Genomic DNA, 14,427 nt, shown 5'->3' on the forward strand with positions numbered 1-14,427 from the left:
TCATTGGCTTTTGTTTGAAGAACGTTCCCTTCTTCATCCACTAGTTCAAAGTCGAATTCATTTGCTTGTAAGGTGCGGCCGGTCAAGACTTTCTCGGCACTTAGTACGACACTGCCTGCTTGTGGCGTATAGCCGTTTTCAAAGACTTGATTGCCCTCATACGTTGCTGTTGCCACCAGTTGCCCGTCTTCATCGGTGACTTTCACAACAACGCCAATTTCTTTCGTGTCATAGGTAATGGTACTATCTGCGCCAACTTTTTCTCGAATCGTATAGCGGTATTCGCCGATTTCGTCATACGTCAATTCATCGAAATAGATTTGGCCAGTTGCATCATTGGTTTTCGTCTGTACTACATCGCCTGCTTCATCGACTAGTTCAAAGGCAAACTCGTTGGCTTCTAACGCGCGTCCCGTCAACACTTTCTCTACATTCAAGACCACACCGCCAGCTTTTGGCGTATAGTCATTTTCAAAGACTTGATTGCCTTCGTATTCGGTAACTGCCGTGAGCTGTCCGTCTTCATCGGTGACGGTCACAACTACCGCAAGTTCTTTTGCATCGTAAGTGATGGTGCCGTCAGTTCCTGCTTTCTCACGAATGGTGTAGTGATACTCACCTGTTTCCTCGTAAGGGAGCGCGTCAAAGTAGATCTTGCCCGTGGCATCATTGGCTTTTGTCTGAAGTACGTTGCCTGCTTCATCGACTAGTTCAAAATCAAATTCATTTGCCTGTAACGTACGACCAGTTAAGGTTTTCTCGGCACTTAGTACGACACTGCCTGCTTGTGGTTGATAGCTGTTTTCTAAGACTTGATTGCCTTCATATTCCGCTACTGCAATCAACTGCCCGTCCTCATCGGTGACGGTCACAACTACTGCAAGTTCTTTTTCATCGTAGGTGATGGTGTCGTCAGTTCCTGCTTTCTCACGGATGGTGTAGCGGTATTCACCTGCTTTATCGTAAGGAAGAGCGTCAAAGTAGATCTTGCCAGTGGCATCATTGGCTTTTGTCTGAAGCACAGTTCCTGCTTCATCAACTAGTTCAAAGTCAAATTCTTCTGCCTGCAAGCTTCGACCCGTCAAAATTTTCTCAGCATTCAAAACGACACTGCCAGCTTTTGGTGTATAGTCATTTTCAAAGACTTGATTGCCTTCATAGACTGCTGTCGCAATCAACTGATTATCTTCTTCTGTCACTGTCACAGTTACCTTTAGTTCTTTGTCTGTATAGGTGATGGTTGGATCGCTGTCGGCTTTTTCCCGAATCGTGTAATGGTACTCGCCAGGCTCATTGTAAGTGATGTCGTCAAAGGTGACTTGACCGTTACCGTCATTGGTTTGGGTTAGAATCACAGAGCCAGCTTCATCCACCAGGTAGAAAGTAAATTCGCCGTCTTTCAGCTCGCGTCCATGAAGCAGCTTCTGGACATTCAAAGCATGGGTCGTTTCTTTGATTTCTCGCTTGTTGGCTAGCTCAAAGACATAATTGACTTCTTTATCAGAGATAGTGAAGGTGTACTGAGTCGCATCTCGTTCGTATCCTTCTGGTGCGGTGATTTCTTGGATCATATAATCGCCGTAACGCAGATTATCGATCCGATCAATGGCGTTGCCGTTTTCCATGATTTGATTGTTTTTGACCACCAGATTCGACAAGATGACTTCATAGGTATTTTGCGCATTTTTGCGGCTTAATTGGAAAACTGCTTCTTCATCGATCCCTCGTTCTTTGGTGCCATCGGCATCGTATTTCACGATCGTCAAGGAGCCGTTCGTCCCAGAAGAGGTTCCGCTGCCGTCTGTCGATTTGATGGTGATTTCTTTGGTCACTGTGTGAATCTCGATCTCACTACCCGTTAAATTGACACTATTGGCCACCCGTTCATTGTTCAAAATCCCAGGATCAAGCTGTGTTTGATAAACGATAAAGTACGGTTTATCAATCATTTCTTCAAAAGCGATCACTAACGATTGCGTACCTGCTACCACATCCGAGGTGATTTTCGGATTGTCCTCGTTGGTGAAGGTGACTTTTTCTCCTTTTTCCCACGTGCCATTGTTTAAGACCGCTTCATACACGTCTACGATCACGGCATCGTTGGCATCGCGTAAAAAGGTGTGCTGATTGTAGTTGATGGTATCGGTGACTACCGCATTGTGGATTTTGCGACTGTCAGCGTTGATCATGATTTCCCAATCGATCAACCGATTGTTGTCGGCATTCTGGCTGCCGTTTTTCATCAACCAGTCCGTTTTTGCGGACTTGTCGACTTGGCCATCGGCAGTCAAGGTTGTGTCATTGTCCGTCAATGTGATGGTATTTTTGTAGGTAAATACCTCTTCAGCTGCTTCGGTTGCCAAGAAGACCGCCAGTGTTTCAGACGTTTCTTTCAGCAAGGTGATCGTAACTTTCTTCGTATCAGGATCATAGGTGTAGATGTAATCCTCATTCTCCACCAATTGTTCTTTCAGCGCTCTGACTTGCGTCGTATACCCAGTTACTGTGACCGTGTAAAGCGCCAAGTATTTCAAGGTTTGGCCTTCTTGCAGCTGGTCAGTGATGACTGCATCTTTGTTGATTTTTTCTTTGTACGTATTGAATAGCCCCATCCAATAGACTTGATCGCTAGAAGCGGTCTGCTCATCAAAAATAGTTCCTAGGTCTCGATTAAATACGGTTTTAATCGCGGTGGCGACATCTTCGCCTTCACCAATAAATAGGCCGTATTTCAAGGCATTTTTTAACCAACTGGTGTCCATCCATGTATTGGTTTCAGAAGCTTCCGTGAACGTATTGCCAGCTTCGTCTTTATAATGGACAAACGCTGCATTACTAAAACGTCCGGTAGAGCTGCCCGGTAACGTACCCTGTTGCACGATATCAAAGCTGGTTTTGAAGTTGACAGTGATCGTTGCTGAAGTCGTTTGGTACGCCCCTTGCAGCTTGATGCGAAAACCCGTCTCAAGTTCCTTCGTTGTGCCGTCCGTCAGTGTTTTCGTTTCTTTGATCAGCTCCAGCGTATAGTCGGTATCAAGAACCAAAGGCTCGGTCACGCCGCTCGCCGTCACTACCAGCGTATCCGCCAACAAGGCCAGTGCGCTGCTGTTTGCGCCAGAGATCAATTGATAGCGGTCTTCGATGATCAGGTCGCTAACTGTTTGCTGATTGGTATTGGCATCAATCTTCCATGCGACAGTCTTCGTCTCATAATCTTTGGTGCCAGCTGTTTTCACGACACCGATCGTTTTGGTTGGCGTCACGATCCCACTGCCCGTCAACGAGGTATTTTGATTGTCGCGGACCGAAGCGTAGTTGTAAATACGGGTATCGGCTAAAACCGATTCATACAGCTGGGTATCGTATTGAATCTTGTAGTAGCCAGCTTTGGCAAACGTGATGCCAAAGCGTACGATTTCCCCCTCTTTATTCTGTTGTTCTGTCCCATCAAAGGACCAGTCCTCTGAAGGGATTGGATTACCGTCTTTGTCAGTGATCACCAAAGTTTCTGGAACAAAAAAGTGCAAGGCTTTTTCAGGATCTGTTCCCGAGTAGGTCTGATCCAAAACTCTGGCTTGATCTTTGTCCAATGTAACGGAAATTTCCCAAGATGCTCGTTTCGTTTCTGGATCGTAGCCTTTAAATCGTTTGTATTCTGATTGTTCATCGTAGGTAACCGTTGCTTCTGCGGTTTTTTCTGTAAAATCGCTACCGTTGATTGTTGCCGTGTTTTTGAAAGAAGAAGCCGTTGGATCGGTGACTGCACTATTGATCACGATTCGAACCGGTTGATTAACCGTTTGATTGAAGGTAAACGTGTTGTTGACGCTGTTAAAGGTATATAAGCCATCGGTACGAACCCACTCCTTGGTAGCTTCATCGTACAAGTAGCCCGTCGAGGTACTATAAGATAAGCCTTGAGGCATCTTATCGGTGATCACCACATCGTGCAATTCACGACTGGTTTGGTTAAAAATAATTTCCCAAACCACTGAACCGCTGGAAGTCACATTACCAGTCTTAATGATATCGACTTCATAAATCGGCAATGTAATGATGATCTCATGACCATCTTCATCGTAGATCCCAGTATGAATCGTCACTTCTTCAGTAACAGTACTCACACTTAATTCCGTGATTAGATCAATGGTCCCCGAACGATTGGATAATGTCTGTGCGGCCTCATTAAACGTGACGGTCAATGTACCATCATGATCCAAGGTAAAGGTTCCGATCGATTGTCCGCCAGAACGAGTCAATTCGCCGCTAACGGTATTATGAATGGCAAAATAGTCTGGCAATTGATACGTATAATAATCGCCTGCGCGAATTTCTTCCGTGTCTGCTAACGACCAGTCAAAATGGATTTTGATGTTGCCGTTATACATCGGTGGATTTTCGGCAGTGAAGGGTTGATCGTTTAAGTCAGTGATCCGAACATTATCAAATAGCTGCACGCCCCGTTCATTTAGGTTGGCACTAAGATTCTCCGCGGTAGCCGAAGCTTCCGTTTCCGTCTCAGCATCTGGTGCTCGCGGTTGAATACTGTTTTGATTCAATGTCGAAGATGCTTGGGTTTCTTGACTCTCGCTAGGGACGGTAGTTGGTGCTTCTGTAGATTGAGTAGTCGTAGGTTGTGTTTCCTCTGTCCCAGATGAGTCCGTCGGTGCTTTTTCCGAATCGATCGTTTCGCTCTCTGCTTCGCTACTTGCTAGCGTTTCTGTCGTCCGTTGCGTGCTATCGGTTGCGTTAAGTGCTTCCGCCAATATGATCGTTGGTTCACAAACAATTGAACCAAGCAACACCAGCAAACATATATAGATAGAAAATGGCTTTTTCATGATTATTCATTCCTTTTGTATAAAGTTTTTTTATTCAATTGATTTCGGAAGTGCTCCACGAATAAAATTGTTCAACAGTGAGCAAGATATCCCAACAAACAACTGCTTTTTTCCCCCTCCCCATGATTCTACGATTTAGGTCTTTGCTACTTGCATCAAACGTGTTACTACTATCCCACACTTCTATTTTCCCAAATTATCACGTGGTGATGTATTCAAAAAAAATTCAACAGGTAATTTTTTTGAATACATGTAAAAACATGATACTATTTAGTCAAAAGGAGGCTTGGAGGAAAATATGTTACGGAAATTGTTATCATCCACTTCACAAAAGAAACTACAGCTGATTGAGTATTTATTGGACGATCAAGGCACCAGTCTTCACGATTTAGCACTGAAATTTTCTATCTCCATGTCCTCAGCAAAAACCTATATCGCAGAAATTGACAATGAATTTTCGTTTCTGGACTTACAATTTGATGATTTTTCAGCGGTTCGCTTGCACTTACATCCCTTTGCTACTCGTTTGGATATTTACAGCCACTTTTTGAACCGTTCTTCTGCGTTTCAATTACTGGAATTATTGTTTTCTTCCAGTTTTACCAGTTATGATATGCTGGCGCTGGAATTAAATTTAAGCAAATCATCGATTATTCGTTTAATTAAGAGGATCAACTTGATTCTGGCTCCTTTTGATTTCTTTATCGCAACCAAACCTATCCAGTTAAAAGGCAATGAAAAGAATATTCGCCAATTTTTTCTGATTTTCTTCTTGGAGAAATACCAATATGAATTTATCGACGCCAACATCAATCAAGAACAGGAATTTTTGAAAATCGCCCATATTATGGCAGCAGCGACGCCCTTAAATCTCTATTTTTCCGATATCAAAAAGATCGCTTTTGTCATCTATATCAATACGAAGCGTGACCGTTTTGCTGCCTCTGAAACCAATGCGGATCATATCGAGTATTTTTTAGAAAAAATCGACTTGAGTGAATTTACTGGCTACACCCGTGCCTATGTAGAAAAAATGGTTGGCTATGTCACGACGCACATTGGGCAAGACCCCGCTGTCTTTCACAAAACCAAACAAGAATTTTATCATTTGACGAAGCAATTGTTTCGAAAATACAACTACCGTGAAAGCAATTTTGAAGAAAAGCTGGATGCCGTCGTCTTTTCCTATTTTCTTGGGATCAATCTGCAGGTTCCTTACTGCATTTTGGATGATCGCTTCGACCGCTTTGTTGCTAATTGTGATTTTGTTCAGCAAGCAGTCAACCAAGACATCATTCAGCTTTTGACCCATTCGAGTTTACCGATCATTCGACCAAGTACGATCAATTACCTGATTTATATTTTTCATACTTCTTTTCCCAATTTTGCCAAAGAAATCATCGACGCCAATGCTGACTTTCACTTAGCCTTGTTCTATGATACGAATAGTTACCATACGGAATTTATCCAGACGAAAATTCAACAGTTTATTCCCTATCAGCTAACGATCACGATTTTAAATCCTCTAGACTCGTTTTCACTGACTATGCTGGATGAGACCTATGATCTGATCATCGGCAATCTGACACCTTCAAGCAGAAAAAATGTGTTTCATTATGCGGATATCAATCTGACTTCAAATGACTTGGCTTTTATTGCGCAGCAGATTCAGGAAAAAGGGATCGCCAATTTACAAAAACGGCAGGAAGACCGATGAAAAACAAAAAAGCCCCTCAAAAGGAGCTATTGAAGTGCTATCCCTTCAGAAGTTAGAGCAACTTCTGAGGATACAAGCTTCGTTTCACTTTTGGCGGGGCTTTTTAGTATGCCAAGAGCGTTCAACATTTGATCCTATATAACTACAAAAAAAGCTTGCCATTCCGAAGAATGACAAGCTTTTCCGTCACACTGAGTTAATCAGGTGCTGGGCATTGATTAGTTTTGGCTGTTCAATGCGTCTTCAGCAGCCATTTGTGCTTCGATGTCTGAGATGCTGTAGACATTTTCGCTGGCAACTGTTACTTCTTTTGGTTCCATTTCACGGTAACGAGGCATACCAGTACCAGCTGGGATGATCTTACCGATGATAACATTTTCTTTCAATCCAAGAAGTGGATCTTTCTTGCCGCGGATCGCTGCATCGGTCAACACACGAGTGGTTTCTTGGAAGGACGCAGCAGACAAGAAGCTGTTGGTTTCCAAGGATGCTTTCGTGATCCCTAATAGGACTGGACGGCTAGTTGCAGGAACGCCGCCGGCTACCAATGTGTCGTAGTTGCGGTCTTTAAAGTCGGCGATATCCAACAATGTTCCTGGCAAGATGCCTGAATCACCTGGATCCATGACGCGGACTTTACGCAGCATTTGACGAACCATTACTTCGATATGTTTGTCGCCGATTTCTACCCCTTGCATCCGGTAAACGCGTTGAACTTCTCGTAATAGGTAGTTTTCAACAGACAAGACATCGCGAACTTGTAACAGTTGTTTTGGATCGATCGATCCTTCCGTCAATGGCGCACCACGATGGATAAAGTCGCCTTCTGCTACTTTCATCCGGGCAGTATAAGGAACGGTATACGTACGCGTATCGGTTTCCCCTTTGATGGTCACTTCTTTGGTCCGAGTTGAAGGGTCTTCTGAGATATCGATGACTTCTCCGGTAACTTCGGTAATGACCGCTTGTCCTTTCGGATTACGGGCTTCAAAGATTTCTTGGACACGAGGGAGACCTTGCGTGATATCGTCTCCGGCAACCCCGCCGGTATGGAAAGTACGCATGGTCAACTGAGTACCAGGTTCACCGATTGATTGGGCAGCGATGGTACCGACTGCTTCCCCAACTTCAACTTCAGAACCAGTGGCTAAGTTGCGGCCATAACAATGTTTACATACACCATGTTTGGTGTTACATGTAAAGACAGAGCGAATGGATACTGTTTCGATACCAGCGTCCACGATGGCTTTAGCTAAATCTTCAGTGATCAATTCATTGACCCCTAGAAGGACTTCGCCAGTTTCAGGATGGATCACTGATTTACGTGTGTAACGTCCAATCAAACGTTCTTCTAAGGATTCGATGATTTCGTTTCCTTCGCGAATTGCTTGAATGTCTAAACCACGGTCAGTGCCACAATCGTCTTCACGGATGATGACATCTTGGGCAACGTCAACTAGACGACGTGTCAAGTAACCGGAATCGGCTGTTTTCAAGGCGGTATCGGTCATCCCTTTACGGGCACCATGGGTCGAGATAAACATTTCCAAGACAGATAGACCTTCACGGAAGTTTGAGATGATCGGCAATTCCATGATTCGTCCGTTAGGCGCGGCCATCAATCCACGCATCCCAGCAAGCTGAGTAAAGTTGGAGATGTTACCACGGGCACCGGAATCAGACATCATGAAGATTGGGTTTTTCGCTTCCAATGATTCCATCAGTTTTAACTGAATTTCATCTTTGGCTGCATTCCAAACACCAATAACTCGTTCATAACGCTCGTCATCGGTAATCAAACCACGACGGAATTGTTTCGTGATCGTTTCTACTTGTTTGTGGGCATTGTCGATGATGTCATGTTTTTCGTGCAAGTTCATGATATCAGCGATACCAACGGTGATACCTGCCATTGTTGAATGGCTGTATCCTAAGTCTTTCATGCGGTCAAGCATGCGTGACGTTTCAGTGATGCGGAAACGTTTGAAGACTTCTGAAATGATATTTCCTAAGTTTTTCTTCTTGAATGGGCCCACAAGCTCTTGTTCTTTAATGAAGGCAGGCACATCTGTACCAGCTTCAATAAAGTACTTGTCTGGTGTTTGAACCGTCAAGTTGTAGTCAGTCGGTTCGTTCAAGAATGGGAATTCTGGCGGCATGATCGAGTTGAAGATCACTTTACCTACCGTTGTTACCATCAAACGTTGTTTTTGTTCAGACGTGAATGGTTTGTCCCCTAAAGTGTTTGGATTGATGGCGATCCGTGTGTGTAAATGCACGTAGCCATTGCGCCATGCCGTAACTGCTTCGTCCATGTCACGGAAGATCATGCCTTCCCCTTCACGGCCTTCTTCTTCCATCGTCAAGTAGTAGTTCCCTAGGACCATATCCTGAGATGGTGTTACAACTGGTTTTCCGTCTTTTGGATTCAAAATGTTTTGGGCTGCTAACATCAGCATACGTGCTTCTGCTTGCGCTTCTTCGTTCAATGGTACGTGAACGGCCATTTGGTCTCCATCGAAATCGGCATTGTAGGCTTCACAAACAAGTGGGTGCAAACGAATGGCACGGCCTTCAACTAAGACTGGTTCAAATGCTTGGATACCTAATCTGTGAAGCGTAGGTGCCCGGTTCAATAGCACTGGATGTTCTTTGATAACATCTTCTAAAACATCCCAAACTTCGTCTTCTTGACGTTCGATTTTGCGTTTGGCATTTTTGATGTTTGACGCGATTTCACGAGAAACAAGCTCACGCATCACGAATGGTTTGAACAATTCGATCGCCATTTCTTTTGGCAGACCACATTGGTACATTTTCAGGAATGGACCAACGACGATAACTGAACGACCTGAGTAGTCGACCCGTTTTCCTAGCAAGTTTTGACGGAAACGACCTTGTTTCCCTTTCAACATGTGAGAAAGAGATTTCAATGGGCGGTTCCCTGGCCCTGCGACTGGACGGCCGCGACGACCGTTATCGATCAAGGCATCGACTGCTTCTTGCAGCATCCGTTTTTCATTTTGAACGATGATGTTTGGTGCATTCAAGTCTAACAAGCGTTTCAAACGGTTGTTACGGTTGATTACACGACGATACAAGTCGTTCAAGTCACTTGTGGCAAAACGTCCACCTTCTAATTGCACCATTGGGCGCAAATCAGGCGGGATAACTGGGATAACGTCCATGACCATCCAGCTTGGTTTGTTTCCTGAAGCACGGAATGCTTCTAAGATATCCAAACGGCGGATCGCACGCGTCCGTTTTTGACCAGTTGCGTTTTTCAATTCTTCTTTCAATTCAGCAACTTCGCCTTCAAGATCAACGCCATCTAATAATTGTTTGATGGCTTCGGCACCCATCGCTGCTGAAAATTCTTGACCGTATTGGTCACGTTTTTCACGGTATTCCCGTTCAGTCAATAGTTGTTTTTTCTCAAGGCTGGTGTTTCCTGGTTCAATCACTACGTATGAAGCAAAGTAGATGATTTCTTCCAATGCACGTGGGCTCATGTCTAAGACAAGACCCATCCGTGAAGGAATGCCTTTGAAGTACCAAATGTGTGATACTGGTGCTGCTAATTCAATGTGTCCCATGCGTTCACGACGCACTTTTGAACGTGTTACTTCCACGCCGCAACGGTCACAAACGATGCCTTTATAGCGGATCCGTTTGTATTTGCCGCAAGCACATTCCCAGTCTTTGGTTGGACCGAAAATACGCTCGTCAAACAACCCTTCGCGTTCAGGTTTTAACGTACGGTAGTTAATGGTTTCTGGTTTTTTTACTTCACCATAAGACCAGCTTCTGATTTTTTCAGGAGAAGCCAAACCGATTTGCATACTTTCGAATTTATTTACATCGATCAAAAAAGGTTCCCTCCATTTCATTTCATGGACATATCCGATAGAACGGGGGCTATTTCCGCTAGTGGCGGAAATAGCGAGGGCCGTCTATTATTGCAAGCGATCTTCTGCTGTCTCGATTTGTTGGTTCAACGCGTCGGCGGCATTTTTAGCTTCTGTTTGTGCTTTTTGTTCTAATTCGCGGGCTGTTTGTTGCTCCGCAAATTTTGTTAAGGCATCAACGGTGATCAAATCATCATCGTCATCATCCATATCACGTAGTTCGATCTCTGCATCATCGATATCTAGGACACGCATGTCTAGACCCAGTGATTGCAATTCTTTTACTAATACGCGGAATGATTCTGGTACACCTGGTTTTGGAATTGGTTCCCCTTTGACGATCGCTTCGTATGTTTTCACACGACCAACCACGTCATCTGATTTGTAGGTCAAGATTTCTTGCAAGGTGTAAGCAGCACCATATGCTTCCAGTGCCCAAACTTCCATCTCTCCGAAACGTTGTCCACCAAATTGGGCTTTTCCTCCCAATGGTTGTTGAGTAACCAATGAGTAAGGTCCAATGGAACGGGCATGCAATTTATCATCGACCATGTGGGCCAATTTGATCATGTACATGACACCAACGGAGATGCGGCCATCAAATGGTTCGCCGGTACGTCCGTCGTAAAGCACTGTTTTGGCATCGCTGGCCATTCCTGCTTCAGCAACCGTTGCCCAAACATCTTCATCGCTGGCACCATCAAAGACTGGTGTTGCCACGTGAATGCCTAGTTGACGCGCAGCCATTCCTAAGTGTAACTCTAATACTTGTCCAATGTTCATCCGAGAAGGTACCCCTAATGGGTTCAGCATGATGTCGACTGGTGTGCCATCTGGTAAGAAAGGCATGTCTTCTTCTGGCATAATGCGAGAAACGACCCCTTTGTTTCCGTGACGTCCGGCCATTTTATCCCCTTCATGGATTTTCCGTTTTTGAACGATATAAACGCGAACCAGCATGTTCACACCTGGTGACAATTCATCGCCAGCTTCGCGGGTAAAGATTTTGACATCGTGGACGATTCCGCCGCCGCCGTGAGGCACGCGTAGAGAAGTGTCACGCACTTCGCGGGCTTTTTCACCAAAGATTGCGTGCAATAAACGCTCTTCTGCTGAAAGTTCCGTTACCCCTTTTGGCGTGACTTTCCCAACAAGCAGATCGCCATCTTTGACTTCCGCACCAATGCGGATAATCCCCATTTCGTCTAGGTCTTTCAATGCGTCTTCCCCAACGTTCGGGATTTCGCGAGTGATTTCTTCAGGTCCTAATTTTGTGTCGCGGGCTTCTGATTCATATTCTTCAATATGGACAGAAGTGTAAACATCATCTTTCACCAAACGACGGCTCATGATGATGGCATCTTCATAGTTGTACCCTTCCCAAGTCATGAATGCGACTAAGACGTTTTGTCCTAGTGCCATTTCGCCTTGTTCCATAGATGGGCCATCTGCTAAGATGTCGCCTTTTTCGACTTTTTCACCAAGTGCTACTAATGGACGTTGGTTGTAGCTGGTTCCTGAGTTTGAACGACGGAATTTGGTAACAGAATAAACGTCCAATGCGCCATTGTCACGACGAACGCGCACTTCGGCTGCATCCACGTATTCTACGATCCCATCATGTTTACATAACAAAGCAGCTCCTGAGTCATGTGCTGATTTGTATTCCATACCAGTACCAACCCAAGGTGCTTTCGGATTGATCAATGGTACAGCTTGCCGCTGCATGTTGGCACCCATCAAGGCACGGTTGGAGTCATCGTTTTCCAAGAAAGGAATACATGCGGTTGCGACTGCGACTACTTGTTTTGGTGATACGTCCATGTAGTCGACTTTATCGATCGAAACTTCCAAGTTTTCAGAAGTAGCACGCGCCATAACAACGTCGTTTACGAAAGAGCCGTCTTCATTTAACAAGCTGTTTGCTTGGGCCACAACGTAGTGGTCTTCGGTATCGGCAGTCAAGTAATCGATCTTGTCAGTAACACGGCCTGTTTCGCGGTCAACTCGACGGTATGGTGTTTCAATGAAGCCATACTTGTTGACTTTGGCATAAGAGGCCAAGCTGTTGATCAACCCGATGTTTGGTCCCTCAGGCGTTTCGATCGGACACATACGGCCATAGTGGGAATAGTGAACGTCTCGGACTTCATAGCCGGCACGGTCACGGGTCAAACCACCAGGTCCTAAGGCAGATAGACGACGTTTATGGGTCAACTCACCCAGTGGGTTTGTTTGGTCCATGAACTGTGACAACTGAGAAGAACCAAAGAATTCTTTGATACTTGCGACAACCGGACGAATGTTGATCAATTGTTGCGGTGTCAAGGTTTCGGTGTCTTGGATCGACATCCGTTCACGCACGACACGCTCCATCCGAGCAAGCCCGATCCGGAATTGGTTTTGCAATAATTCACCAACAGAACGAATCCGACGGTTTCCTAAGTGGTCGATGTCATCGACATTGCCAATGCCTTCCATCAAGTTGAAGAAGTAGCTCATTGAAGCAATGATGTCTGCTGGACGAACCGTACGTGTAGCAGTATCTGGATAGCCATTACCGATCACGTTGACTTCTTGTTCTGGATCTTTTGGTGAAAAGACTTTGATGACTTGGACGGTCATTGGTTCGGTCACGACCCCATCTTCTGATGGATAGTACGTTACACTGTTTAAGCCATTATCGATAAATGCGCCTAGTGTTTCCATGACTTGGTGAGTCAAAACAGTGCCTTTTTCAACAATGATCTCGCCTGTTTCAGGGTCAACCAAGGTTTCTGCTAAGGTCAAGTTCAATAGACGTGTTTTCAAGTCTAATTTTTTGTTTACTTTGTAACGACCAACATTTGCTAAGTCGTAACGTTTTGGATCGAAGAAACGTGCGTTCAGCAAGCTGCGTGAGCTGTCTGCTGTTTTTGGCTCGCCTGGACGAAGACGTTCGTAAACATCTTTCAATCCTTCTTCGGTACGAGAATCGCTTGCGTTTTTATGCAAGTCTTTTTCGATCGTGTTGCGCAATGATTCACTGTCGCCGAAAATTTCAAAGATCGTGTCATCAGAACCAAACCCTAGGGCACGGACTAAGACCGTCAAAGGAATTTTACGGGTACGGTCAATCCGTACGTAAGAGATATCTTTGGCATCAGTTTCCATTTCTAACCACGCACCGCGGTTAGGGATAACAGTTGAACCAAAGCCTTCTTTGCCGTTTTTATCGACTTTGCCATGGAAATATACACCTGGAGAGCGGACCAACTGAGAAACAATAACCCGTTCTGCCCCGTTGATGATAAAGGTTCCTTGTTCAGTCATTAATGGGAAATCACCAAAGAATACTTCTTGGGATTTGATTTCCCCAGTTTCACGGTTCGTCAAACGCAAAGTAACATGTAATGGTGCCGAATAGTTTGCATCATGGGCACGGGCTTCTTCTACTGTATACTTTGGTTCTTTCAATTCATAATCCACAAATTCTAGGGACAAGTTACCGTTGAATCCTTCGATTGGCAAAATATCTTCAAACATTTCTCTTAGGCCCTCATCTAGGAACCATTGGTAAGAGTCGGTTTGAATTTCAATCAAATTCGGTAATTCTAATACTTCACTGATCCGTGCGAAACTTCTACGTTCGCGATGCTTTCCGTATTTTACTACGTGTCCAGCCAAGCTCTTCACCTCTTCATAAAGTCTTTCAAAAAGGCTATCCGATTATTTACAAAACTGTAACAAATATTAAATATAGGTTACAGAAAGCATTTTTTGCGGCTTTTAGGCAAAAAAAAACCAAAAATAGAACGGATGCATTGGGCATTTTCTACTTTTGTTTCCTTATTCCTAAGCCGAAACGGACAATATTTCGTTTCTGCTTTTTTCGTTCAGATAGTTTTTGCAACTCCTTATTATACAGATGAAGCACTTTTCTGTCAAGCTTTCATTGGAAGTTACAATGCTTTTCTGACGC

General features: G+C 44.5%; 4 protein-coding genes. 1 reads left to right on the forward strand and 3 read right to left on the reverse strand.

Annotation, left to right across the window (positions count from 1 at the left end; translation table 11 throughout):
• Positions 1–4,841 (reverse strand): Spy0128 family protein (locus A5883_RS13185; RefSeq protein WP_086338824.1); only part of this gene is annotated, 4,841 nt, incomplete at its 3' end.
• Between the two features lie 298 nt (positions 4,842–5,139).
• Between A5883_RS13185 and A5883_RS13190 the strand changes: the two genes are divergently transcribed.
• A complete protein-coding gene (locus tag A5883_RS13190) occupies positions 5,140–6,558 on the forward strand; it encodes a helix-turn-helix domain-containing protein (RefSeq protein ID WP_086338825.1) in 1,419 nt (472 codons plus the stop codon).
• A 218-nt stretch (positions 6,559–6,776) separates the two neighbouring features.
• Here A5883_RS13190 and rpoC read toward each other — a convergent pair whose 3' ends face one another.
• Positions 6,777–10,427, reverse strand: a complete 3,651-nt coding sequence (gene rpoC / locus A5883_RS13195; RefSeq protein ID WP_015510610.1) for a DNA-directed RNA polymerase subunit beta' — start codon at positions 10,425–10,427, stop codon at positions 6,777–6,779.
• Positions 10,428–10,514: 87 nt separating this feature from the next.
• Positions 10,515–14,132, reverse strand: a complete 3,618-nt coding sequence (gene rpoB / locus A5883_RS13200; RefSeq protein ID WP_008381746.1) for a DNA-directed RNA polymerase subunit beta — start codon at positions 14,130–14,132, stop codon at positions 10,515–10,517.
• Positions 14,133–14,427: the final 295 nt, after the last annotated feature.

The sequence above is a fragment of the Enterococcus sp. 5B3_DIV0040 genome, assembly GCF_002140755.1.
Taxonomy (GTDB): Bacteria; Bacillota; Bacilli; order Lactobacillales; family Enterococcaceae; genus Enterococcus_D; species Enterococcus_D casseliflavus.

Excerpts from the sequence above, each read along its gene's own strand:
- A5883_RS13190 (WP_086338825.1), top strand. The coding sequence starts at position 5,140 with ATGTTACGGAAATTGTTATCATCCACTTCACAAAAGAAACTACAGCTG.